This is a genomic window from Peptoniphilus sp. BV3AC2 (genome assembly GCF_000478945.1).
Classification (GTDB): Bacteria; Bacillota; Clostridia; order Tissierellales; family Peptoniphilaceae; genus Peptoniphilus_B; species Peptoniphilus_B duerdenii.
The window spans coordinates 76,356-100,254 of record NZ_AWXD01000031.1 but is presented as its reverse complement, the minus strand read 5'-3'; the positions used below and the strand labels follow the sequence as shown (position 1 = coordinate 100,254).

The following is a 23,899-nucleotide window of genomic DNA, read 5'->3' as shown; positions in this document are numbered from 1 at the left end:
AGCTTATTTTAAAGAGGAGACTGAAATTTTGCATTACAACCTCCGCATACTCGAAGTTTTTTAATTTCACCTCTACATTTAATAAAATACTTTAAAAATTTTTTTAAAACAACTATAATAAATCTATGTTTAAAGCAACAGATTATAAAGAAATTTTAAAATTTAAAAATCCTATCTTTATTGACTTACGAAGTGAAGGAGAGTTTGAAGATGGAACAATTTTAGGGGCAATATCCATGCCCATACTTTCAAATGAGGAGAGAAAAATTGTGGGTACTCTCTATGCATCAGGGGATGTAAAGAGAGCAAAGGAAAAAGGTGTGGAGTTTTTTGCGCCTAAGCTTACGGATTACTATAAGCGTATTTCCCAAATGGAAGAAGATCATGAAGTTGTCCTCTTTTGTTCTAGGGGAGGTTTTCGCTCTACTGCACTTTTTAATCTTTTAAAGACCTTGGGACACAATGTATATAAGTTAAATTATGGATACAAGTCATATAGAAAATATGTCCTTAACTTTATGGACACATTTAAGGATTATGAGTATGTGGTCCTTAAAGGCTACACTGGCTGTGGCAAGACGGAAATTTTAAAAGAGCTAAGGAAAAGGGGAGAGAATGTCCTTGACCTTGAAGGGCTTGCAAGACACAGAGGCTCACTCTTTGGTGGAGTAGGCATGGGATTTCAGCCTTCTCAAAAGACCTTTGAGTCGGAGCTTATTGAAAGCTTTAAAAGTTTTAAACAAGGTCCTATTTTTGTAGAAGGAGAGTCTCCACGCATAGGAAGCATAAATCTTCCTTCGGAACTTATAAAGGCTATGGCTCAGACGGATAAAGTTTTTTTAATTGAGGACACTATTGAAAGAAGAACAGAGCGAATTAAGTCCGACTATTTAAGTGACTATGGACTTAAGAAAAAAGAAGAGATTATCTCGGCACTTGAAAATTTAAAGAGATATATAAGTGCAAAGAGATACGAAAATTATTTGAAGTTGGTGGATGAAGAAAACTTCGATCTTATAATTAAAGACTTGATGATAAAATACTATGACGCCAATTACTCTATAAATAAGGACAAAATTTTTTATAAAATTTTAAATGAAGATATTAAAAAATCCTGTGACACAATACTTGATATCCTAAAATAAAAGCATCAGAAAAGGTGCTTTTTTTTCGAATAAATTTTTGGTGATAAATTTTATTATGAAATAAATTAAAAACAAAAAAATAAAAAACCGATACAATCGTATCGGTATTAATTGGTGCGGAAAAGGGGACTTGAACCCCTACGCGAATAGTCGCACATGCCCCTCAAACATGCCTGTCTGCCAATTCCAGCACTTCCGCAAAACATCTTATTTAGTTTACCACTTTTGAATTATTTTTTCAACTAAAATAAAAAATCTCCCACCAGGGGAGATTTATAATAAATTTTTTCTCTTTTTTATTCTTCTTGCTGCGAAAAAGATATTCTTTACATTTTTCATTGGAACTTTTCTAAGTTTTTTAATTGCTTTAAATGCTAAGAATATCATTTTTAATTTTCTCATCTTCTACCTCTTTTCTTGTGGTGCATGTACCAATCTTCGTCATGAACATTGCAGTAAAGGGATGGCACATATTGATAGTCATCCGGGTATATGCCGCCGTGATCTTTTGAATTGTATGGTGGATTTCTTTTGAAAAGTATCTTTAGTTCTACATCTTCTTTTGGACAGTATTCTCCTGCGAGTCTGCCAGAAGAGTTGCAGATTAGAAGTTTTACATGGCCATCGCAGTATTCTGTAGGCACATTTGTCGCTTCAAAACTTTCTAAGTATCCATCCTGTGCTTCTTCACAGAGTTTTGTACCGAGCTTTCCAGATTTTTCACAGATAAATTTCTTAACTATTCCATCAGGTGTTTTGAATTTGTCTGGCAATTCTCCATCTTGAGCAATCTTTTCTATTTCTTTGTAGAAATTTATAAGATAATATTTGTCTACATTTACTTCTATTTTTGGTGAGTCGGCTCCAAACCATGTAGTTATTACATAGTCGTTTGTAAATCCACTTAGCCACATGTCGCTTCTATCTTTATTGATACCCATCATCGCTCCTTGGTCATACTTTCTAGCCATAGGTTTTAATTCGCCACGGGTGACATTTGTTCTTAGAGCATCTCTAAGCAGATGACCAATGGTTTCTTTGTAAATTCTCTTACCTTTTGGGTTTGAATTGTCGATTAAGGATTCACCACTACTATCTATGATTTTAATTATTGATGTAGGTTTCTTGTAATCGCCTAGTCTTGCTACGGTTAAGTACGCATTAGTCATATCAAAAGGTGAGAAGCCGTAGTGCAAGTTGCCGAGTCCTAGTCCGTCTAGTGTTTCGTCATTTTTGTTTGGATCTTCTGTTGAGGTTATGAACCTATCATTTTCATTTATAAGTCCGATTAGTTTTAGAGTTTCTACAGATTTTTTAAATCCAACTTCTTGAAGTATTTTAACTGCTGCCACGTTGGAATTATTTTCTAGTGCAAGCCTTCTTGTGAGGAGTCCCTTATAGCCGGGATATTCATTTGATGGCCACATATTTACATCTACAAACATCGGCACATCGTCTACCACGTCTGAAAGTCTATCTCCTTTAAGTAGAGATGCTAAGTACACAGAGAATGGTTTCAAAAGACTTCCAGGATTTCTTGTGCTGTCATAAGCTCTATTAAATATTTTTTGATTTTTAGATTTTGTATCAAGACCGCCTACGATTGCTCTAATGTATCCGGTTTGCACATCGGTTATAAGAGATGCAGATTCCGGCTGAGTTATAGGGTTTCTATCTGCATTTATAAATTCATTTGAAATTATTAGATTGTCGTCTACAATTTTGTAAAATGTCGGATTGTCTTTTAAAAATGCGTGATCTATAACGATATAATCCTTTTGATTTTTAAATGAATTCTCCGGCACCTTTATCTCTTGAATACTATATGTTACAAGGGATTTATCGCTGAATTTATAGGTGTCTACTATGTCGATTTTCTTATCTACTCTTAAAAAATTCTTGTTTATTGAAAGGTCATTGGACTTTGAAATAGAATAGTCTTCCTTAGATAATTTTAAATTGAAATTTTCATCGAAATACTTGTCGTGATTTAGATACACCAAATTTCCTGCAGAGTCGATGATATTTTCGTTTGCATCTATATTTATGGAAAGTCCGATGCTTTCTCCGCCATTTTCTATATATGTCTTTAGATTTTCGTATACATCTTCTAGCTGATTTTGTTTTAACTTGTCGATGGAACTTATGATGTGGTAACCATTGGTAAGTAGTTTGTATTCAGCTTCATCTGCAGAGACATTGTATAACTTCATAAGCTCTCTCGTCGCCTGAGCCTTTATAAAATCGGTGGAATAACTGCTCATTTGGTGGTATTTTTTAATCCCTGGCTTGATTGAACCAACTATATCGAAATCTAACGCCTCTTTATATTCTGCTTCAGTTTTCTTTCCAAGGTCCAACATTTTTTTAAGAACTATTTTCTGTCTTTCAAAAGCTTTGTCATTTAGAACTATGTTGTATTCTATTCCGTCTATTACAGTGGTTCCTACTAATTTATTCTTATCCTTGTCAAAATTATCTACAGTGAGCCTCTTAACTGGAGGATATTCAACTGGAGATTTTGCAATTCCTGCCAAGAGGGCAGCTTGAGCAAGGTTTATATCTTTTGCATGTTTAGAAAAATATGATTGGGAGGCAGCTTCAACTCCGAAGGCTCCCTGTCCAAGGTCTATTCTATTCAAATATCCTTCCAAAATTTCTGGTTTAGATAAAACAGATTCAACTCGAAGTGCAAGATATGCTTCTCTTATCTTTCTAGTGAGAGTTTTTTCATTTGTTAAGTAAACATTCTTAACCAGTTGTTGGGTGATGGTTGAACCACCACGCACTAGATTTCTACTCTTTATATTTGTTAATGTCGCCCCTGCAATAGATTTTAAATCTATTCCGTGGTGAGTATAAAACCTTTGGTCTTCTATGGATACAAATGCATCTTGCAAGACTTTTGGAATTTCATCTATGGATAGAATGGTTCTATACTGTCTCGCATCAATTTTTTCTAAAAGTTCGCCCTTTTCATCATAGATATATGAGGTCTGTTCAAAACTCGAAGATAGATTTTTCAAATTGGTAGGAGGAGATTTCTTTATAATTGAATAAAAAACTGTAGCAAAAATAGTACCTATAGTTATAAGTAGTATAAGTATAGATAGAATTATTACTTTTATTTTTTCTTTTTTCTTTAAATCTTTAAAATTAAATTTAAAATCTAAGTTTAAATTGAAATTCATTTCTTACCTCCCAACTTCATTATAGCATTTAGAAATCTTTTTGTCTTTTTCAATATTGTATTAAACAGGGGACTTTCACCATCTTTTATTTAAAATTCAAAATCTATAAAATGATAAAATTAAAATTTTATTGTATAATGACTTTATGGAATACATTGAAAATTTAAAGAAAAAAGAAAAAGTTATACTTGTCGGCACAGACCTTGGAGCACTTCCAAATTCACTTAGTTCATCCATGGAAGAACTTAGGGAACTTGTTGAAGCAGATGGTGGAGAAGTGATGGGGGTTGTCACTCAAAATATTGAGAAGTTCAGCCCAAAATTTCTAATCGGCTCTGGAAAAGTAAATGAGATTAAAGAAATCGCAAAAAATATGGAAGTTGAAACCATTATTTTCAACGATGAGCTGACAGGGATTCAACTTAGAAACTTGGAAAAAGAATTAAAATTAAAAATTGTAGATAGAACCAACTTGATTTTGGATATTTTTGCCCTTCGCGCCAACACCTATGAAGGTAAACTGCAAGTGCTACTTGCAAAGAGGGAATACGAAATGCCTAGACTACTCGGGATAAAGGGTTGGTCTAGAACCGGTGGAGGAATCGGAACCCGTGGTCCTGGGGAACAAATTATAGAAACAGATAGAAGAAGACTTCAAAGAGAGATCGACTCCATTCGCGACAAATTAAAAGTTGCAGAAAAAAATAGAGAGACTAGATCCAAGAGAAGAATGGAATCGAGACTTCCAATCGTATCTTTGGTGGGATATACCAACGCGGGAAAGAGTACGATCTTAAATAGAATTAAAAATTCTAACAGTAGAGAAGTATTCGTAAAAAATATGCTCTTTGCTACACTAGATCCAAATTCAAGGAAGTCAAAACTTTTAAATGGAAGAGATTTTATAATTTCTGATACGGTTGGATTTGTTTCAAAACTTCCAACGAAACTTATAGAAGCATTTAAATCCACCTTGGAAGAGATAAGAGGTTCTGATTTAATCGTCCATGTTATGGATGCATCTTCATCGGACATAGAAATTCAGTACAAGACCACCATGAATATTTTAAGAGACATAGGGGTTATGGATGTTCCAATCCTTACTGTATATAACAAGATGGACAGAGCAGAGCTTGAAGATATAATCCTACCTCAAGTGGATGGAGATTATATATTTATATCTGCTAAGCATGATGAAAATATGGACAAACTGCTAAATGCTATCGAAAAATGTTTGAATATAAAGTATCAAGAAGTTTCACTTCTATTTCCATATAGCAAGACAGATGTGCTTGATAGATTTTTAAGTGGCGTAGAAGCTATATCTGTGGAATATTTAGCCGAAGGCACCAAGGTAAGAGCCATATTAAACGAAAATGAAATCAGAGAGTACGGTGAATTTTTATGATGTACTATTCAATGCTCGGGGAATCTACCGGAGAATTTGTTGAAAAAAAATCTAGATTTATCGGATTTATAAAAAGAGTTGAAACTGAAGAAGAAGCTTTAAAATTTATCGAAGAAAAAAAGTCCAAGTACTACGACGCAACTCACAATACTTACGCCTATATAATCGGAGAGAAAAAAAATATTCAAAGATACTCCGATGATGGTGAGCCAAGTGGAACTGCAGGAGTGCCTATGCTTGAAGTTTTAAAAAAAGAAGACATGACCAATGTGGTGACGGTGGTTACGAGATACTTTGGAGGAGTTCTTCTAGGAGCAGGAGGACTTGTAAGAGCATATACAAAGGGAGTAGTAGAAGCGATAAATGGCGGCACAAAGGTGCTTATAAAATCCATGAACCGAACGAAATTCACCTACGACTACACCGCCCACGGAGCGATTACAAACTACCTTATAACAAATGGGTATAAAGTAATAGAAGAAAATTATACCGACATGGTCAGCGTCACCATTGATGTGGACCCAGAGGATAAAAAGATATTTGACGATATGAATGACATGACCAGCGGAAGTGTAGAAATAAAGATTCTGGGAGAGGTAATCCTTCCAACTGTAGATGGAAAGATATTATACGAGGTGTAAAATGGATAAATTAAATAAAATGGTAGAGCTAAAAAATTGGGCAGTAGTTGGAGCAAGATCTGACGAGTCCACCTTTGGATACAAGATTCCAATGAGGATGCTAGAACATGGTTACAATGTCTACATGGTAAATCCAAAGCTTGATGAAATTGAAGGCCATAGAGTCTATAAAAAACTTTCTGATATTGAAGAAAAGATAGACGTGGTGGATGTGGTAGTAAATCCTAAAGTAGCCATTTCAGTCCTAGATGAAGCAAAGGCTATGGGAATAGAAAATATATTTTTCCAACCTGGAACTTACACAGATGAAACTTTGGAATACGCAGACAAACTCGGACTAAATTATGTAACAAACTGTATCTATAAAATCTTGGGGGCAAAATGATTAAGAGAATAGAAGATTTCGAGAAAAAGATAGATGAAAAAGTAAATTATATAAAAAGATCAGTTGAAGAAGCTGGACTTAAAGGAGTGGTCTTTGGACTTTCAGGAGGACTTGACTCTGCAGTTGTGGCGGCACTTTGCAAGAGAGCGTTTAAAGATGATGCTCTAGGAATAATCATGCCGATACATTCTGCACCACAGGACGAAGAAGACGCTAGACTCGTAGCAGAAAATACGGGAATAACTCTAAAAAAAGTAGACTTAACTAAGACCTTTGATGCATTTATGGAATCGGTGGATAAAACCAATGTAGAAATGAGCATCCACAATGTGAAACCTCGCCTAAGGATGACCACCCTTTATTATTATGCGCAAAGTAAATCCTACATGGTAGTGGGAAGTTCAAACTATTCTGAATACTACACAGGATATTTTACCAAACACGGAGATTCTGGAGCAGATATATTTCCGATAGTAGATCTACTGAAGACAGATCTATTTGAAATGGCAAAATACTTGGGACTTCCAGAAAAAATTATAGACAAGAAACCATCAGCAGGACTATTTGAAGGGCAAACCGACGAAGATGAAATGGGATTTACCTACGAAGAACTAGATGGATATATTATGAAGGAAATCAAACTAGATGAAAATAAAAAACAACTAATAGATAGACTTCATAGAATTAATAAACACAAGATGACGATCTTAAAAGAAGAATAATTGGAAATCAACCAAAATTTAATGGGATAAAAAATGGCAGCCGAAGCTGCCTTTTTATTTGCAAGAAATCTTATCTCGTTAAATAATTTTATCGAATAAAATTACAAAAAAATTGATAAAAAATATTAAAAATCATATCAAAAACTTGTAAAAAATTTATTCTAGTGTTATTATAAAAATATAGAACACCCCTAGGGGGGTGTAGGAGGTACTATGGAAAAGAAATATGATGTCAGAGGCATGACTTGCTCGGCCTGTGTCGCCAATGTAACCAAGGCTGTAGAAAGGCTTGATGGCGTAAACACTGCCAACGTCAATCTCATGACCAACTCGATGAAGGTAAATTTTGACGAAAACAAAATAAATGATGAAGAAATTATAAAAGCTGTGGAAAAAATTGGCTATGGAGCAAGCCCGGCTGGAGAAAAAATAAAAAATGAAGCTGGTCCAGTGGATGACAGGGAGAGAGCCCTAAAGCATAGGCTAATCTCTTCTAGCATCTTTATGCTCATCCTCATGTATATTGCCATGGGTCACATGGTTCACTTGCCAACTCCAAGGATCTTTCATGGGAGAGAAGGGGCAGTTATCTTTGCCTTTTCACAATTTCTATTGGCTCTTCCAGTTGTATTTATAAACAGGGACTTTTACATCTCTGGATTTAAGGGACTTAAGAACAAGGCTCCCAACATGGATAGCCTTGTTGCTATTGGTTCTCTTGCAGCTCTTATCTATGGAATCTTTGCCATTTACATGATGGCATATGGATTTGGTCAAGGGGACATGGAACTTGTTGATGCTTACAGGCACAATCTCTACTTTGAGTCTTCAGCAATGATCTTGACTCTTATAACTGTTGGGAAATACTTGGAAGAAAAATCCAAGAACAAGACAAGGTCATCTCTTGCAAAGTTAATGGATCTTGCGCCAAAAATGGCGACAGTTATTGAAGATGGGAAAGAAGTTGTAAAAAATATAGAAGATGTAAGAGTTGGAGATATTTTAATTGTAAGGCCTGGCGAATCTGTGGCAGTTGACGGTAAGGTAATTGAAGGTGCATCATCTCTTGATGAATCAGCAGTGACTGGTGAGTCAATCCCAGTCCAAAAGTCTGTGGGCGACAGGGTAATCTCTGCGTCTATAAACACAACAGGGTCCTTTAAGTTCAAGGCAGAAAAGGTTGGGGAAGACACAACAATTTCTCAAATTATAAAATTAGTTGACGAGGCCAACCAGTCAAAGGCTCCTATTGCCAAGCTGGCAGATAAAATTGCTGGAGTATTTGTGCCAACAGTTTTGATTATTTCTGCAATAACTTTTGGAGTATGGATGTATCTTGGCTACGGATTTGAAAATGCCCTTAACTTTGCAATTTCTGTTTTGGTTATCTCTTGTCCTTGTGCATTAGGACTTGCAACACCAGTTTCAATAATGGTTGCAACAGGCAAGTCTGCAGATTTTGGACTTCTATTTAAGAATGCAGAAGTTTTGGAAAATCTCCACAAGATTGATGTAATCGTAATGGATAAGACAGGGACAATCACTGAAGGCAAACCAATCCTAACAGATGTTGTTACAGACCTAGACGAAGATGAATTTTTAAAAATTGCTGGGTCTCTAGAAAAAAATTCTCAGCACCCACTAGCTTCTGCAATATTAAATTATGCTGAAGAAAAAAATATAGGCTTAGAAGAAATCACTAACTTCAATTCAGTTAGCGGCAGGGGCCTAAATGGAGAGATCGCTGGAAATAAGTATTTTGCTGGAAATCTTGAATACATGCTTGAAGAAAAAATTGACCTAAAGGGCTTTAAGGCAAAGGCAGAAGAACTGGCAGGTCAGGGGAAAACTTCTATGTACTTTGCAAATGAAAATGAAGTCATGGGAATAATCTCAGTAAAGGACCTTCCTAAGAAGTCATCAAGGGATGCAATTAAACTCCTAAGAGACATGGGAAAGATTATTATTATGTTAACTGGAGACAATGAAAAAACTGCAGAAGCAATTGCTGGAGAAATTGGAGTTGATGAAACTCTTGCAGGTCTTTTACCTCAAGATAAGAATAAGGAAATCGACAAAATTCAAAAATCTGGCAAGAAGGTTTTAATGATTGGGGACGGAATCAACGATGCTCCATCCCTTGCCAAGGCAGACATAGGCATGGCAATAGGCCGTGGCACAGATGTTGCAATTGAGTCATCAGACGTGGTACTAATGAGGTCCGACCTCTTAGATGTTGTTTCTGCCCTCGAACTTTCCAAGGCTACAATAAAAAACATCAAGGAAAATTTATTCTGGGCATTTTTCTACAACACACTTGGAATTCCAATAGCTGCAGGACTTTTGTTCCCAGCATTTGGGATAAAACTTTCCCCAATGTTTGCAGCCTTTGCAATGAGTCTATCCTCAGTCTTTGTTGTAAACAATGCCTTGAGACTTAGAAGATTTAAACCAAGAGGACTTAAAAAATCTCTAAATAAAGGCGAGCCCATAAGTGAAAAAGAAAACGCAAAAGAGAAAAATCTTATAGAAAAAAATGAAAAAAGAACTAAAATAAAGGTAGAAGGCATGATGTGTGGCCACTGCGAGAAGAGAGTTTCCGATGCTCTAGAAAAAACTGGCAAGGCAAAAAATATTGTGGCAAGCCATGAAAATTCTTCTGTAGAATTTATAGACCAAGGTCTAAGTCCAGAAGAAATAAAAAATGCTATTGAAGATGCAGGTTATAAAATTATTAAAAATAAAGGAGAAGATAGTATGAAAAAGATTTTAAAAGTAGAAGGAATGTCTTGTAATCACTGTGTGGCATCAGTAAAAAAAGGCTCTTGAAGGAATTGACGGGGTAAGAGAAGCTGACGTAAGGCTTGAAGACAAAAGTGCTAGGGTAGAACTTGACAAAGATCTTGCTGATGAAGCACTTGTTAAGGCAGTTGAAGATGCAGGCTACTCTGCAAAAATTGAAAAATGAGAGCAGACAAGGAAGTCCAACTTAGAAAATTAAAAACTGTCAGGGGACAAATTGATGGACTTATAAAAATGGTGGAGGAGAACAGGTATTGCCTAGATATCTCCAACCAGCTAATGGCATCAATCTCAATTCTTAAAAACATAAACAAGGATGTCCTGACAGCCCACCTAAGAGGTTGCGTTAAGGATTCCTACTCTAAGAGCCAGGAAGAAATTGACGAAAAAATCGAAGAAATGAACACAATTATAAATAAGTTGTCAAAGTAGGTGGGATATGAAATTTAAAAAAATATTTTATTTGTTAGTGGTCTTAATTTTTCTTACAGCTTGTAATAAAAAACAAGGACAGGAGATAAAATTTTCCACTGGAGAAGTTTATAAATTTGAGTCTTTGAGCTTGGAAGTAATTGATGACGAAGAAAAAATGACTACGAGAGAGATTTTTTCTTCTAAGGATAATGAAGAAAAGTTAGGGGAGATAATAAATCTCTTGGAAAAATGTGAGGTTACAGATCCAGGATATGGATATAAATCTATCCCAGATTATGATAGTTTAATAATTAAACTGAGAGATAAAAGCAAGGAAGATACAATTCATATGTACGACTCAAAGAGGGATAGAAACACAAATAAATTTCACTATTCTTTCTATGGAAAGCTTGGAGACCAAGAAAGTCCTACACTTTTATCAGATGAAGATTTAATTTCAGAGATAAAATATATAGTAGACAAATAAAAAATAATAACACCCTTTTGCTGGTTGATCAGTAGGAGGGTGTTTTTTATATAGATAATATCATAATAAGTGCAACATAAATAAACTCATAGCTAAATAGCCCTGCGTATTTTTGGTTGTTTTTGTTATTTTAGATTTGATATTTTAATTAGCGGCCATGTGTTCATTTTACATAAAGAAAGAGACTCGAATTAACGAGTCTCCCAAAAAATTTACATAGCCAATTTATTATGCTCTTTCTCTATAGATAGGCATTGACATACATCTTGGGCCCCCTCTACCTCTAGAAAGTTCCCCTGACTTCATAATGTGAAGTGTAACGCCATGATCTCTTAGAATTTGGTTTGTAACTACGTTTCTATCGTAAACAACTACTTCTCTTGGTGCAATAGCTAAAGTGTTATAACCGTCAGACCATTGTTCACGAGAAGCATCTAGTAGTCCGCCAGAACCTTGACGAATAAGGTCAACCTTGTCTAGGTGAAGATTCTTTAGAAGCACTTCTTCGATATCAGAAGATTCTTCTTCAGTGTGTAGGTTCTTGCCGTCAAATGTAATTCCGAAACAAGTTAGAGAATCTTCAATTTCTGGATGAACGGTAAATAGATCTCTATCCACCATTGTAAATACTGTATCTAGGTGCATGAAGGCACGTTTTTTTGGAATTGAAAGGACAAGAATCTTTTTAAATCCAGTTTCTTCTCTTAGAACTCTCTTAGCAAATTGTTCGATTGCACGGGCAGAAGTTCTTTCAGAAGTACCTACAGCTATAAGTTCATCACTTAGCACTAGAATATCTCCGCCTTCGATTGATGCTGGAAGTTCTCTATTGTAGTGAAGATCTTCGTCTTTTATTTTAAAGTCGTTGTGATATTTGAAAATATACTTGCCAAATAATGTTTCGCGTCTTCTAGTTTCGCTCCACATATGATTTAGAGAAACGCTGTGGCCTATAAGAGAGAATGGGTCTCTAGTGAAGTATAGGTTTGGCATTGGTTTTGTAACGAAAAATTCATCCTTTTCGATTATTTCTGGAAGGGAAGTCTTCTTGTAATCAGGAAGATCAGATTTTCTGATTCCGCCCATCATTTTAAGAACGAGTTCCTTATTTTCCATATTTTGGAAAAGTTCTTTTAAGATTTCTTTTTCTCTGTCAACTTGGATGTCAGATTCTTTTAAGAATTCATCAATAAAAGCTTCTTTGATTCCTGAATCTGTTAGGGATTCTGCTGCTAAATCTTCTAGGTAATAAACTTCGCATCCGTTGTCTCTTAGGATTTGTGCAAAGTAATCATGTTCTTCAACTGCAGCATCTAGAAATGGAATTTCGTCGAATAAAAGTTCACCAAGTTGATCTGGAGCGAGGTTTGTAAGCTCGTGACCAGGTCTATGAAGAATAACTTTTTTTAATTTTTCAATCTCTGAGTAAACATTAATATTTTTGTTCATAAGTTCTCCTTTCAACTAACTTAATTTTAGATTAAATTAAATATATATTTTTGTCAACATGACAAGAATTTAAAAAAAAGACCTCTGATAACAGAAGTCTTTCTAATTTAACTATTCAAAGCTCTATCTATGTTTCTTATGAAGTCTTGTACATTAGTAACCATTGAAACAGCTGTTAGAGTTCCTCTGTCGGAAAGTTTGTTTACAGCGAATTCTTGAATATCAACTGTATACATGTAAACAGGTCTTATCACTCCGTCAAACTCATTGTAAGATGGGGTCATGTTTCCAGTTGCTATTGTGTAAAGAATAGCTGAAAGCATTATGATTGTTGAGGTACGTCTAGCGTGGGTCCTCATCTTGTTTTGAGCTTCGTAAACATTATCGATAGTTTCTGGTAGTGCTAATCTATCTCTAATTGTACCAGCCATTACTACTTCAGTGCCACATTCTATGGCAGCCTTCATGAAACCGTCCTTTACAAGACCAGATTCAACAAGAGCTTTAGTTGAGCCATATTTTCTTGCGAGATTTATAGTTTCATATAGGTTTACTGTAGTATTTTGTTCGTGAACGAAATGTTCTTGTCCCCAAGTGGTTCCGTAGATTCCGCGTTCTAAGTCGAAGGCAGCAGTTTCTGTACCACAGAAGATTGCTTGAACATATCCGTTTCTAATAAGTCTTTCAAGAGCAAGTCTTGCATCTTCATCAAGGGCGATTGCAGAACCGATAATCATAGTTACATATCCATTGTTTGCTTTTTCGTGACGAAGAACATCGTAAAGTGTATCGTAGTCAACGGAGAAGGCAGTCTCTCTTGATCTTCCTGCTCTAAAAGCAAAAGTGTCAAGCTCTTCAGATTCTTCTAAGAATCCGCCGGTCCACATGTAAATCCCTTCAGAACCATCTTCGGTTCTTCCGATTACAACCTTGTCACCTTTTTTTAGATTTCTAAACTCTACAATTTCAACGGATTCTTCACCAGGTGTGTCGTTTGCAACACAGACAGTATCCATTCTAGACTGGGTAGCTAAAATCCATTTGCCATTTATTTTAAAATATTCTGGATAAACAGAAAGCGCGTGGTAATGTCTTGGGCTTATGCCATCTACTTTAACTTCTTCTAAATGAACATTAGGTGCATTTTTTAGAAATTCTTGTTCGAAATCTGGATGATGGTACTTAGGCATTTGAAAATCCATTATAGCAATCCTCCTTCTTCATTTTCTCTTCTTTTATTTTCTAGTTCAACGTATTCTTCTTCAGGAAGCTCCATTTCATTTGCAAATGTCTTATCAGCCGGAGTAACAAGAGCACGTTCTAGATTTACAACGAAGTCTTGTACGTTTGTAATCATAGGAACGAAAGCAATATTTTCTCTAGCATGAGCCATTTTGTTTGCTACGTTTTCTGTAACGTCGATTCCGTACATATATACAGGAGTAATATCTCCGTTTTCTCTAATTCTATAACTTGAAGCAAGATTTGCTGCAGCTAAGTTGTGAAGCATGGTAGCAAGTCCTATTATAAGAGTAGCTTTGTCAAGATGCTCTTTCATGTGGGTTAGACCTTCTGTTGTGTTTCCATATACTTCTGGAAGAGGTCCATCATCTCTAATGGATCCAGCAAGTACAAAAGGAACGTCCATTTGTGAAAGTGTCTTTATGATACCATCTTTTACATTTCCTTCAGCAATGAATTTTTTAATAGATCCAGCAGATCTAACTTCGTTTAGAAGGTCAAGGTGATTGTAGTGTCCGTTAGGTACGTTTTGTTGAGTGTAGATATTTTGTCCAAGGGCAGTGCCTAAGAATCCACCTTCAAGATCGTGTGTTGCCATTGCATTACCAGCCATTAAGCAGTTGATGTATCCAGCTTCAGCTAAGTGGTTTAATGCAATTCTTGTATCGTGGTCAAATACCACTGAAGGTCCAAGAACCCATACGATGTATCCGCCGTTATCTCTTTCGTATTCCATTTGTTCGAAAAGGAATTTATAATCTCTTGAAAAAGAAGTTTCAACGGCTTGACCAGGTTCAGAATATACTGATTTAGGGAAACCTTCTTTATATACTAGTACACCATTAGAACCGTCTTTAGTTCTTCCGGTTACGACTTGTTCACCTTTTTTAAGGTCTCTAATTTCTTTTATAACGATGTCACCATCTTTAAGAACTGCAACGCAGTTAAGTGAGTTATGTTCTGGTAGTAACCATTCTCCATCTACTTTGTAGAATGTTGGTAGGTGAGTTGTAAGATAAAAATTATCTGGTGCAACTCCATCTTTTTCTACTTCAGCAACAGTTATATTTTTTGCATTTTTATAAGCCTCATTTGAAAAATCAGGCTTTTCAAATATTGGTAAATGAAATTTCATACTGCCTCCTCATAGTATTTATGGTTATAGTTTATCATAATTAAAATATTATTGAGATTTTATTTATTGTTACACTTGTAAGAAAACAAGTGATTTAGCCATACAGCTTTAAATTATTCAATCTAATACAATTATATAATTAGATTTTATCCAATGAAAACTATTTGAGACTTTCTAAATTTCTAAACTCTCCAGGATTTACTCTCATAAATTTTATAAAGTTACGAGAAAATGTTTTGCTAGAGTTGTATCCAACTTCCAAAGCTATTTCTATAATCGGTTTTTCTGTCTCTATTAAAAGTTCAGCAGCTCTCTTAATTCTAAGGTTGTTTAAAAAGTTTGAGAAGTTCATCTCAACAAGGTAGGAGAGTGCTTCATTTATAGCTGGAGGAGTAAGATCAAACATTTTGGAAATATTGCCGATGTGTAGATTTTTGGCGTAGTTTTTATAGATGTATTTAACCATATTTCCCGTGTTTTCATCGTGTTTAATGTGAGTTATATTATTTATATTTTGGTAGGAATCTTTGAATTTTTTGGTTCCGATACCCTTTTGATCTTTAAACACTCTTGAAAGGTGAGCGGCGTCTGTGTAATTTAAAATATCTGCAATCTCATCTAAAGTTAAATCGGTATAGAGTAAAAAGTAGATTACTTTATTTAACTTCATTTCTTGAAGAAGATCATAGAACCCAAGTCCGGTTAAAGAATAGATATATCTAGAGATGGAAGATTCACTCATACAGAATATTTTGCTCATCTCTTCCAATGTAATCTTCCTCTTTGAATTTAGATACATGTATTGGAAAATTTCCTCTGATGGAAGTGGTGAATAGTCTTTGTGTTCGTGTTTCTTTTCAGGAATATTTCTAAGGTATAAAACTATTAATTCTGCAAGTTTTGAAATCATATAGATGGAAGAGTATTCCGCTTGTTCAGAAACCACCATTGAACGAATACCTACTTCATCTCTTATATCTTCAAATATGGTTCTCATTTTTTTTAGTTCAATTTCATTTGGAACTACGAAATTATTATTATAAAGAAGAGAAATCATATCTATATTTTCGTTGCTGACATTTAAAGTTTTCTTTATAACTTCGTTTAAAACTTCAAATGAATAAACTAGCAAGTAGTAGCTAAGTGGCTTTGTAATCTCTATAATTTCAGAAATTTGCCAAGGTAGTAGTGCTATGATGACACCAGGGCGAAGATCAAACTCTCTATCTAGAACTTTTATCTTTCCTTCACCTTCTAATATATATAAAAACCTAGATTCTTTATGTAAGAGTGGAGTAGTTTTTGTGTAGTCAACTTCTACATCGAAACTTATAATATCTCCTTCTCTATCTTGTCTATTAAATGTTTTTTGAATTTCGATTTTTCTATTCTTATTCATCGTAACCTCCAAAATAATTATAACATACTAAGTAGCTCTCTAAGGAATATAAAATAGTTGGTATAATCTAAAATTTATTAAGTAACAGGAAATATTTTCCTTGTATAATCAATTTAAAACAAAAATAATAAATGAAAATGTCCTTTCGAATATATATGATTATTGTAAAATGTAGATGTAGAAATACGTTAAAAATTTTTAAAATAAAAGGAGAGTTACTATGCCAAAGAATTTTAGAGGTAAGAATTACTTAAAACTTATTGATTTTACATCTGAAGATATGAGATATCTTCTTGATCTTGCAAAAGAATTTAAATCACTTAAGAGAGCAGGCGTTCCACATAAATACCTAGAAGGAAAAAACATCGTTTTATTATTTGAAAAGACTTCAACTAGAACTCGTTGTTCATTTGAAGTTGCAGGTTATGACCTAGGAATGGGAGTTACTTACCTAGATCCACAAGGATCTCAAATGGGACATAAAGAATCTATAAAGGATACTGCAAGAGTACTTGGAAGAATGTACGATGGTATCGAATACAGAGGATTTAAACAATCAGTAGTTGAAGAGCTTGCAGAATATGCAGGAGTTCCAGTATGGAATGGTCTTACTGATGAATGGCATCCAACACAAATGCTTGCTGACCTTTTAACTATCGAAGAACACTTTGGACATTTAAAAGGACTTAAATTTGTATACATGGGAGATGCTAGAAACAACGTAGCAAACTCTCTTATGATTGCTTGTGCAAAAATGGGCATAAACTTCGTTGCATGTGCACCAGAAGAACTATTCCCAGAAGCACACCTAGTTGAAATGGCTAGAGAAATTGCAAAAGAAAACTTCTGCACAGTAGAACTTATCTCTGATGTAAAAGAAGGAACTAAGAATGCAGACGTTCTATACACTGATATCTGGGTATCAATGGGTGAACCAGCTGAAATCTGGAAGCACAGAATTGATCTTCTTCACAAATACCAAATCAATAGAGAAGTTATGAACAATGCAAACGAAAAAGCAATTTTCTTACACTGCCTACCATCTTTCCACGACACTGAAACAAAAGTTGGTAAAGATATCGAAGAAAAATTTGGTCTAAAGGAAATGGAAGTTTCAAACGAAGTATTTGAATCTAGACAATCCCTTGTATTTGACCAAGCAGAAAATAGAATGCACACAATTAAAGCTATCGTGTACGCAACTCTTTGCTAATAAAATCCTTCCACTTGGAAGGATACATAATAATTTAATTTAAAGATACGAAAAGAGCTATCTTTTTAATTAAAAACCATTTTGTAAATGGGTAAAATCTTATAAAATTTCCGGCTTCAATGTAAAGCCGGTCTTTTTCTTAATAGTATTAATTTACAACGTTAACTTACAACATCAAGGAGGAAATTTGGAAAAGAATAAAAATAAATCCCTATTTAAAAATGAAGTTGGCTTAGAGGCTATAATATTTATTGTAGTATTCATGGCTTTCTTCTGCTACATGGGAAGCATTATGGGCGGCACCAATATGATTAAGACTATGATGTCCACAGGATTCGATCTTCTTATGAACGTATGCTTTTATCTTATGGCGGTTGCTGTACTTGCAGGTGGTGTCAGTGGTCTGTTTTCAGAATTTGGAGTTATTGCACTTATAAATAAAGTTCTTTCAAAAGTAATGGGACCACTTTATGATCTACCGGGGGCAAGTTCTCTAGGAATGTTAAACTGTTACATGTCTGACAATCCAGCAATACTTACTCTTGCTCACGATGATAACTTTAGACAATATTTTAAAAAGTATCAAATGCCAGCTCTTACAAATTTAGGAACCGCATTTGGAATGGGTCTAATCGTTACCACAACTATGATGGGTTTCAAAGTTGAAGGAGCTATAACAGCAGCTCTTGTAGGAAATGTTGGAGCGGTTATAGGCTCTATAGTTTCTGTAAGACTTATGATGAGACATACTAAAAAATATTACGGAACAGTTGACAAGGTTGAGACCACTCTTTCCGATCCAATTCCAGAGGGAATGAGAAGGGTAAGAGAAGGTAGCATCGGTTCAAGATTTATCCAATCCCTACTTGATGGAGGTAAAGTTGGAGTGGACATGGGAGTTTCAATAATCCCTGGTGTAGTTTTGATATGTACACTTGTTATCATGCTTACCAATGGAGTTGGTGAAGCTGGTGTGTATGACGGTTCAGCGAACCAAGGTATTGCAATTCTTCCGGTAATCGGAGAGAAGCTAAACGTAATTTTAAAACCTCTCTTTGGTTTTTCAAGTCCACAGGCTATTGCAGTTCCAATTACTGCTCTTGGAAGTTCCGGTGCTGCTATCGGAATGGTGTCTGAAATGGTTAACAAAAATCTTGTAACACCTAATGACATTGCAGTATTTACTTCTATATGTATGTGTTGGAGTGGATATCTATCTACTCACATAGCAATGATGGATGCTCTTGGAACAAAAGAAATGACAGGTAATGCCATACTATGCCACACTATTGGTGGAATTTGTGCAGGAATCGCATCACATTTAATAATGTTGATCTTTTAATTATAGGGGGCAGTTGCTCCCTTATTTTTTTGAGGTGATTATATGAATCCAGAAAAATTTTCAAGACAGGTTGTAAATATCTTTAAAGATGCACAGAATTTAGCTGTGAGATATGAAAATGCAGAGATAACAGATCTTCATCTTTCCCTTGCAATACTTCGTACCAATGGTCTTTCTCTTTTGGAAATACTTCTTGAAATGGGTGTGGATTTAAAAGAATATGAAAATAGGGTTGTAGAAGCTATTGAGAAGCTTAGAAGTTCAAAAGGTTTGACGAAGCTTTATTACTCTCGTCCATACCAAAGGATAATCGTAAACTCTGAAGAAATTTCTAGAAATCAATATGAATCTTTTGTAAATGTAAACTCACTATACCTTGCCATACTTAGGGAAGATAAGACCGTTTCAAAGGAGATTGCAAATAGTTATGGGCTGACCTATGAGGTTATGAAATCTAAATTCCTAGAGGAATTTACGAAGAAAAAACTTGGAAACATTTCATCAGAAAATTTAAAATATCTTCTAAAGTTCGGAAGAAATCTCACTGAGGAAGCAAAAGAAGGAAAGATTGATCCAATCATTGGTAGAGATGAAGAGACTTCAAATGTCATAAGAGTTCTTTCTAGAAGAATAAAAAATAATCCAGTTCTAATCGGTGAAGCCGGTGTCGGCAAAACTGCTGTGGTAGAAGGGCTTGTTTTAAGAATTGCATCTGGAGATGTACCGGAAACTTTAAGAGAGAAGATTGTGTTCTCTCTCGATATGACATCTGTCCTTGCAGGGGCGAAATTTCGAGGTGACTTTGAAGAGAGATTAAAAAAAGTTTTGGATATAGTTAAATTTTCAGACGGTCAAATAATTCTATTTATAGATGAACTCCACAACATAATTGGAAGTGGAACCAATGGTGCCATGGATACGTCAAATATTCTAAAACCGATGCTTGCAAGGGGAGAAATACTAACTATCGGCGCTACAACCACGAGGGAATACAGAAAGTATATTGAAACCGACTCTGCACTGGAAAGAAGATTTCAAAAGATTTTAATTGAAGAGCCTTCAGAAGATGGAGCCATTTCAATTCTAAGGGGAATTAAAAAGAAGTACGAATCTCATCACAAATTAAATATCAAAGATTCGGCGATAGTATCAGCGGTTAAACTTTCCAATAGATATATTAATGACAGATATCTTCCGGACAAAGCAATCGATTTAATAGATGAAGCGAGCTCCATGGTGAGGATGGAAATAGATTCAGTTCCTCAGGAGATAGATGAATTAAATCGTGAACTCATAAGACTTGAGACAGAAAAAGTCGCTCTAGAGATAGAAAAAGATATTAGAAGTAGCAATAGACTTCAAAAGCTAGAAGAAGAGATAGAAGAAAAAAGAAAAGCTTATGATGAGAAGAAAGAACTTTGGAAGAAAGAGCTAGAAAGACTAGATGATATTTCTAAAGAAACTTCAAGTTTGGAACTTTTAAATAAGAATATTGAATCTGCAAAAGAGTCACATGATTTTGAAAAATTAAAACAGTTTTCAGTAGAATTTGACACAAGAGAAAAACATCTTGAAGATCTTAAAAGCACAAAACCTTATTATCCAATTAAAGATGAAGTTACAGAATCATAAATATTAGAAGTACTATCTAAAAGCACAGGAATTTCTATAACAACATTAAATAAAAAAGAATCTGAAAAGATTAAATCACTTAAATCCGAAATAGAGAGAACCTTCATCGGTCAAGAGAGTGCAGTAAACGAAGTTGTAAATTCAGTTATAAGAGCAAAATCCGGTCTATTTAAAAGGAATAAACCAATCTCATACTTGGTTTCAGGTCCAAGGGGAACGGGTAAGACCTACCTAGCGGAAGTGCTTTCAGAAAAATTATACGAAGAAAGCGGATCAGTTTTAAGTTTTGAAATGAGTGAGTACACTGATAAAAGTTCAGTTACAAAACTGATTGGAGCGCCTCCAGGATATGTTGGACACGAACTTGGTGGAATCTTGACAGAGACCATAAGGACGAAACCTTATTCAATATTATTATTTGAAGATATCGAACTTGCAAATGCGGAAGTGCTTGGAATTATTTATCAAATCATCGACGAAGGCAAAATAAGAGACAATAAGGGAAGAGAGATCGACTTTAAAAACACCATAGTATTTTTAACTACAAGGGAAGAGCCAAATCCTGAAGCTATGAGCCATGTTGACGATACTCTAACCCTATTAGAATTTAATTTAGATGAACTTGCAAAGATATTGGAACTTAGATTAAATGAAATCAAACTCGAACTAGAAGATCAGGCGATATTCTTGGAGTGGGATTTAAATTTAAAAGATATAATAAAGAGATTTGGAATAAAATCTACAAAAGATATCCAAAGAAGTATTGAAGAAATATTAATGACAGAAATAGCAAATCTATCCTTAGATGGAAATATAAAACAGGGAAGCACAATTTTGGTACAATCGGATTTTACAGTTAATATAAAATAAAAATAAGCGACTAGAGCATAGACTTTAGTCGCTTTTTATGTGTAAATTAAATTTCTTCGTAAAAATCTTTTTCTTCTTTATCTTTCTCGTATTCCTTATCGTGAAAAAGTAGAATAAATGGGAAGAAAAATCCGAGTCCCATAAATAGTTTTGAAAATGTAAGCACTGATAAAGGGGTATTCTCAACAAGATCATATAGATGGTTCCATGACCAAGGAAATAAAATATAGCAAATGACAATATAGATTGAAATAACTAAGTATATTCCTGCGAATGGATCAACTTTAAAAAACTCTGTCATCAAAAAATAATATGCAAGTAAGTATACTAAACCTACAAAATAAGATAAAAAGATGTAAATTCCACCTATTTTTTTCATTAAAATCACCTTAGTTAATTATAACAGAAATATTTTGATTTTAAAAATACAAGAAAAGATTCATTGTGTTATCAATCATAGAAAAGAAAAAAATTCTCTGCTATAATGATAACGTAGGAGGTATAAAATGAAAGTTACAGTTTGTATGGGATCTAGATGCACAATGATGGGTGCAAATCAGATCTATGATCAATTGGAATACATAGCCAATGAGCTCTGCGGACCAGAGTCAGAACTCTGCAGCTCAAAAAATTTAGAATTAAATATTAGTAAATGTTTAAATCTATGCAAAGGAGAAAATGAAAGAAAGGCACCGATTGTGGTAATTGATGACGAAATATTATATAACGCAACTCCACAAGCGGTAAGTGAAAAAGTTATGGAAGCATTGAGGCAAGATCTATGAAAGAAAGTTATTCGAGGATAGTTGATATTAGACGTAGAGTCTTTGCAGAAGTTGCAAGGATTGCCTACAACGACTTGGATACAAGTAATTTCGAAGATGCAAGCTACAGACTTTTCCCAGGAGAGGTTGCTCAATTTAGAGAATCAATGTTTAGAGAAAGAGCCATTGCCGATGAGAGAATAAGACTTGCTCTTGGCCTTCCAATAAGAAATATCGGAGTGTATAAAAAAATCACCGATGGATTTGACAAGATTGATATTGATACCAACGCTTACGAAAAACCACTGGTAAATGTAATTAAATTTGCGTGTGAATCATGCCCTACTAGGACTATCTATGTAACGGATAACTGTAGAAGATGTATGGCGCACCCTTGTACCAACGTCTGTCCTGTAAACGCGGTTAAAATTGGTAAGCATCGTGCAGAAATCGATCATGACAAATGCGTAAAATGTGGAAGATGTAAAGATACATGTCCATACCATGCGATAGTCGATTTTGATAGACCATGTAGTGCTGCATGTGGAGTAGGTGCGATAGGTTCCGATGAATACAATAGAGCAGAAATCAATCAAGACAAGTGTGTTGCCTGCGGAAGATGTATTTCTGAATGTCCTTTCGGAGCGATTGCAGACAAGTCACAGATATATCAAGTAATAAAAGCAATAAAAGCTGGCAAGAAATTGTATGCGGCGGTAGCACCATCATTTATCGGACAGTTTGGACTAAGTACAACTCCAAAACAAGTTTTCGAAGCTATAAAAGAGCTTGGCTTTAAAGATGTAATTGAAGTTGGTTTGGGAGCGGACCTTACGACACTACACGAAGCCCATGAATATTTGGAAAGAGTTCCAGAAAAAATTCCTTTTATGGGAACTTCATGTTGTTATAGCTGGTCGCTTATGATCAAAAATATGTTCCCAGAACTTAAAGAACAAATCTCTGACTCAGGTTCACCAATGAGGTACACTGCAGAATATATTAAGAATATCGATCCAGAAGCGGTAGTAGTATTCATAGGTCCATGTACTTCAAAAAAATTAGAAGCGCTGGATACAAATATAAAATCTTCGGTGGATTTTGTGCTTACATTTGAAGAATTAATGGGAATGTTCGTTGCAAAAGATGTAGAACCTATGGACATTGAAATCGAAGATGACGTAGAAGATTCATCTGCACTAGGTAGAGGTTATCCAGTAGCAGGAGGAGTAGCAGCAGCAGTTAAGAAAGTGGCTGAAGAAATAGACCCAAGTAGAGAAATACTAATCGAAGGCGCAAATTCACTTTCCGAATGTGTAAAGATGCTAAAGGTTGCAAAAGCTGGAAGAAAAAATGGATACTTGTTAGAAGGAATGGCATGTCCTGGTGGATGTATAGCAGGAGTTGGAACTATTCAATCTACAACAAGAGTTAAGAAAAATGTGGATCAATTTATGAAAAATTCTAAGTATAAAGATCCATTTGAAAATGAAAATATAAAAGGTTACAAATTTGAGGATTAATCTGTTGAATATTCAACAGATTTTTTTATATTTTAATGAAAGTAAAATTATACCAGATGAACGAAAAAAACTATTTTCTATAAAATAAATTTTAAATTAAAATTAAAAATATCTATAAAAATATTTCTAATGTCA

The 23,899-nt window shown here is 34.8% G+C and carries 22 protein-coding genes and 1 tRNA gene; 15 read left to right on the top strand and 8 right to left on the bottom strand.

The window, feature by feature from the left end; translation table 11 throughout:
- The first annotated feature begins 125 nt into the window (after positions 1 to 125).
- The gene (mnmH, locus tag HMPREF1252_RS08150) at positions 126 to 1,145 is read left to right on the top strand and encodes a tRNA 2-selenouridine(34) synthase MnmH (RefSeq protein ID WP_023060099.1); all 1,020 of its coding nucleotides are present in this window, start codon (positions 126 to 128) and stop codon (positions 1,143 to 1,145) included.
- 112 nt (positions 1,146 to 1,257) lie between these two features.
- Here mnmH and HMPREF1252_RS08145 read toward each other — a convergent pair.
- The 3 genes from HMPREF1252_RS08145 to HMPREF1252_RS08140 all read right to left on the bottom strand — a co-directional run bounded on the left by HMPREF1252_RS08145 (position 1,258) and on the right by HMPREF1252_RS08140 (position 4,336).
- A tRNA-Leu gene (locus HMPREF1252_RS08145) sits at positions 1,258 to 1,344 on the bottom strand.
- 74 nt (positions 1,345 to 1,418) lie between these two features.
- Positions 1,419 to 1,547 (bottom strand): hypothetical protein, encoded by a 129-nt coding sequence (locus HMPREF1252_RS10025; RefSeq protein WP_023060234.1) that lies wholly within the window; start codon positions 1,545 to 1,547, stop codon positions 1,419 to 1,421.
- Entirely contained in the window at positions 1,544 to 4,336 is a 2,793-nt protein-coding gene (locus tag HMPREF1252_RS08140) for a transglycosylase domain-containing protein (protein WP_023060175.1), read from the bottom strand. The genes HMPREF1252_RS10025 and HMPREF1252_RS08140 overlap by 4 nt, the downstream gene beginning before the upstream one ends.
- Positions 4,337 to 4,481: 145 nt before the next feature.
- On the opposite strand from HMPREF1252_RS08140, the gene hflX reads away from it, so the two are divergent.
- The 8 genes from hflX to HMPREF1252_RS08105 all read left to right on the top strand — a co-directional run bounded on the left by hflX (position 4,482) and on the right by HMPREF1252_RS08105 (position 11,195).
- On the top strand, positions 4,482 to 5,744 hold the full coding sequence (gene hflX, locus HMPREF1252_RS08135; protein ID WP_023060219.1) for a GTPase HflX: 1,263 nt from the start codon (positions 4,482 to 4,484) through the stop codon (positions 5,742 to 5,744).
- Complete coding sequence (locus HMPREF1252_RS08130) at positions 5,741 to 6,385, top strand: YigZ family protein (protein WP_369756432.1); 645 nt, start codon at positions 5,741 to 5,743, stop codon at positions 6,383 to 6,385. Before hflX ends, HMPREF1252_RS08130 begins: the two co-directional genes overlap by 4 nt.
- A 1-nt stretch (position 6,386) precedes the next feature.
- Positions 6,387 to 6,770, top strand: a complete 384-nt coding sequence (locus tag HMPREF1252_RS08125) for a CoA-binding protein (protein WP_023060233.1) — start codon at positions 6,387 to 6,389, stop codon at positions 6,768 to 6,770.
- Entirely contained in the window at positions 6,767 to 7,492 is a 726-nt protein-coding gene (gene nadE / locus HMPREF1252_RS08120) for an NAD(+) synthase (RefSeq protein WP_023060149.1), read from the top strand. The genes HMPREF1252_RS08125 and nadE overlap by 4 nt, the downstream gene beginning before the upstream one ends.
- Positions 7,493 to 7,705: 213 nt before the next feature.
- Positions 7,706 to 10,321, top strand: a complete 2,616-nt coding sequence (locus HMPREF1252_RS08115; protein WP_023060180.1) for a heavy metal translocating P-type ATPase — start codon at positions 7,706 to 7,708, stop codon at positions 10,319 to 10,321.
- Between the two features lie 4 nt (positions 10,322 to 10,325).
- Positions 10,326 to 10,460, top strand: a complete 135-nt coding sequence (locus tag HMPREF1252_RS09975; RefSeq protein WP_238318200.1) for a heavy-metal-associated domain-containing protein — start codon at positions 10,326 to 10,328, stop codon at positions 10,458 to 10,460.
- Positions 10,457 to 10,726: a metal-sensing transcriptional repressor gene (locus tag HMPREF1252_RS08110; RefSeq protein WP_008901920.1), complete on the top strand. Its 270-nt coding sequence runs from the start codon at positions 10,457 to 10,459 to the stop codon at positions 10,724 to 10,726. The genes HMPREF1252_RS09975 and HMPREF1252_RS08110 overlap by 4 nt, the downstream gene beginning before the upstream one ends.
- Positions 10,727 to 10,733: 7 nt before the next feature.
- Positions 10,734 to 11,195 (top strand): hypothetical protein, encoded by a 462-nt coding sequence (locus HMPREF1252_RS08105; RefSeq protein WP_023060185.1) that lies wholly within the window; start codon positions 10,734 to 10,736, stop codon positions 11,193 to 11,195.
- Positions 11,196 to 11,423: 228 nt separating this feature from the next.
- Here HMPREF1252_RS08105 and arcA read toward each other — a convergent pair whose 3' ends face one another.
- The 4 genes from arcA to HMPREF1252_RS08085 all read right to left on the bottom strand — a co-directional run bounded on the left by arcA (position 11,424) and on the right by HMPREF1252_RS08085 (position 16,420).
- Positions 11,424 to 12,644, bottom strand: a complete 1,221-nt coding sequence (gene arcA, locus HMPREF1252_RS08100; protein ID WP_023060122.1) for an arginine deiminase — start codon at positions 12,642 to 12,644, stop codon at positions 11,424 to 11,426.
- Positions 12,645 to 12,751: 107 nt separating this feature from the next.
- Positions 12,752 to 13,846, bottom strand: coding sequence for a hypothetical protein (locus tag HMPREF1252_RS08095; RefSeq protein ID WP_023060197.1), 1,095 nt, complete (start codon positions 13,844 to 13,846; stop codon positions 12,752 to 12,754).
- A complete protein-coding gene (locus HMPREF1252_RS08090) occupies positions 13,846 to 15,021 on the bottom strand; it encodes a hypothetical protein (RefSeq protein ID WP_023060117.1) in 1,176 nt (391 codons plus the stop codon). Before HMPREF1252_RS08090 ends, HMPREF1252_RS08095 begins: the two co-directional genes overlap by 1 nt.
- 160 nt (positions 15,022 to 15,181) lie before the next feature.
- A complete protein-coding gene (locus HMPREF1252_RS08085; protein ID WP_023060157.1) occupies positions 15,182 to 16,420 on the bottom strand; it encodes an AraC family transcriptional regulator in 1,239 nt (412 codons plus the stop codon).
- 220 nt (positions 16,421 to 16,640) lie between these two features.
- Between HMPREF1252_RS08085 and argF the strand changes: the two genes are divergently transcribed.
- The 4 genes from argF to HMPREF1252_RS09360 all read left to right on the top strand — a co-directional run bounded on the left by argF (position 16,641) and on the right by HMPREF1252_RS09360 (position 21,477).
- On the top strand, positions 16,641 to 17,633 hold the full coding sequence (gene argF, locus HMPREF1252_RS08080; RefSeq protein ID WP_023060144.1) for an ornithine carbamoyltransferase: 993 nt from the start codon (positions 16,641 to 16,643) through the stop codon (positions 17,631 to 17,633).
- 187 nt (positions 17,634 to 17,820) lie between these two features.
- Positions 17,821 to 18,975: a hypothetical protein gene (locus HMPREF1252_RS08075; protein ID WP_023060215.1), complete on the top strand. Its 1,155-nt coding sequence runs from the start codon at positions 17,821 to 17,823 to the stop codon at positions 18,973 to 18,975.
- A 42-nt stretch (positions 18,976 to 19,017) separates the two neighbouring features.
- Complete coding sequence (locus HMPREF1252_RS09365) at positions 19,018 to 20,607, top strand: AAA family ATPase (protein WP_023060128.1); 1,590 nt, start codon at positions 19,018 to 19,020, stop codon at positions 20,605 to 20,607.
- Complete coding sequence (locus HMPREF1252_RS09360) at positions 20,608 to 21,477, top strand: ATP-dependent Clp protease ATP-binding subunit (protein WP_081695966.1); 870 nt, start codon at positions 20,608 to 20,610, stop codon at positions 21,475 to 21,477.
- A gap of 46 nt (positions 21,478 to 21,523) precedes the next feature.
- Here the strand turns inward: HMPREF1252_RS09360 and HMPREF1252_RS08065 are convergent, their stop codons facing one another.
- Positions 21,524 to 21,856 (bottom strand): hypothetical protein, encoded by a 333-nt coding sequence (locus HMPREF1252_RS08065; RefSeq protein ID WP_023060119.1) that lies wholly within the window; start codon positions 21,854 to 21,856, stop codon positions 21,524 to 21,526.
- Positions 21,857 to 21,983: 127 nt separating this feature from the next.
- Here HMPREF1252_RS08065 and HMPREF1252_RS08060 point away from each other — a divergent pair, with 127 nt between their 5' ends.
- Complete coding sequence (locus HMPREF1252_RS08060) at positions 21,984 to 22,262, top strand: (2Fe-2S) ferredoxin domain-containing protein (RefSeq protein WP_023060207.1); 279 nt, start codon at positions 21,984 to 21,986, stop codon at positions 22,260 to 22,262.
- Positions 22,259 to 23,764 (top strand): 4Fe-4S dicluster domain-containing protein, encoded by a 1,506-nt coding sequence (locus HMPREF1252_RS08055; protein WP_023060151.1) that lies wholly within the window; start codon positions 22,259 to 22,261, stop codon positions 23,762 to 23,764. The genes HMPREF1252_RS08060 and HMPREF1252_RS08055 overlap by 4 nt, the downstream gene beginning before the upstream one ends.
- Positions 23,765 to 23,899: the final 135 nt, after the last annotated feature.

Coding starts and splice junctions, on each gene's coding strand:
- argF (WP_023060144.1), top strand. CDS start 16,641: ATGCCAAAGAATTTTAGAGGTAAGAATTACTTAAAACTTATTGATTTT.
- HMPREF1252_RS08130 (WP_369756432.1), top strand. CDS start 5,741: ATGATGTACTATTCAATGCTCGGGGAATCTACCGGAGAATTTGTTGAA.
- HMPREF1252_RS08115 (WP_023060180.1), top strand. CDS start 7,706: ATGGAAAAGAAATATGATGTCAGAGGCATGACTTGCTCGGCCTGTGTC.
- HMPREF1252_RS08065 (WP_023060119.1), bottom strand. CDS start 21,856: ATGAAAAAAATAGGTGGAATTTACATCTTTTTATCTTATTTTGTAGGT.
- HMPREF1252_RS08095 (WP_023060197.1), bottom strand. CDS start 13,846: ATGGATTTTCAAATGCCTAAGTACCATCATCCAGATTTCGAACAAGAA.
- mnmH (WP_023060099.1), top strand. CDS start 126: ATGTTTAAAGCAACAGATTATAAAGAAATTTTAAAATTTAAAAATCCT.
- HMPREF1252_RS08090 (WP_023060117.1), bottom strand. CDS start 15,021: ATGAAATTTCATTTACCAATATTTGAAAAGCCTGATTTTTCAAATGAG.
- HMPREF1252_RS08125 (WP_023060233.1), top strand. CDS start 6,387: ATGGATAAATTAAATAAAATGGTAGAGCTAAAAAATTGGGCAGTAGTT.
- HMPREF1252_RS10025 (WP_023060234.1), bottom strand. CDS start 1,547: ATGAGAAAATTAAAAATGATATTCTTAGCATTTAAAGCAATTAAAAAA.
- nadE (WP_023060149.1), top strand. CDS start 6,767: ATGATTAAGAGAATAGAAGATTTCGAGAAAAAGATAGATGAAAAAGTA.
- hflX (WP_023060219.1), top strand. CDS start 4,482: ATGGAATACATTGAAAATTTAAAGAAAAAAGAAAAAGTTATACTTGTC.
- HMPREF1252_RS08060 (WP_023060207.1), top strand. CDS start 21,984: ATGAAAGTTACAGTTTGTATGGGATCTAGATGCACAATGATGGGTGCA.
- HMPREF1252_RS08105 (WP_023060185.1), top strand. CDS start 10,734: ATGAAATTTAAAAAAATATTTTATTTGTTAGTGGTCTTAATTTTTCTT.
- HMPREF1252_RS08110 (WP_008901920.1), top strand. CDS start 10,457: ATGAGAGCAGACAAGGAAGTCCAACTTAGAAAATTAAAAACTGTCAGG.
- HMPREF1252_RS09365 (WP_023060128.1), top strand. CDS start 19,018: ATGAATCCAGAAAAATTTTCAAGACAGGTTGTAAATATCTTTAAAGAT.
- arcA (WP_023060122.1), bottom strand. CDS start 12,644: ATGAACAAAAATATTAATGTTTACTCAGAGATTGAAAAATTAAAAAAA.
- HMPREF1252_RS08140 (WP_023060175.1), bottom strand. CDS start 4,336: ATGAATTTCAATTTAAACTTAGATTTTAAATTTAATTTTAAAGATTTA.
- HMPREF1252_RS08085 (WP_023060157.1), bottom strand. CDS start 16,420: ATGAATAAGAATAGAAAAATCGAAATTCAAAAAACATTTAATAGACAA.
- HMPREF1252_RS08055 (WP_023060151.1), top strand. CDS start 22,259: ATGAAAGAAAGTTATTCGAGGATAGTTGATATTAGACGTAGAGTCTTT.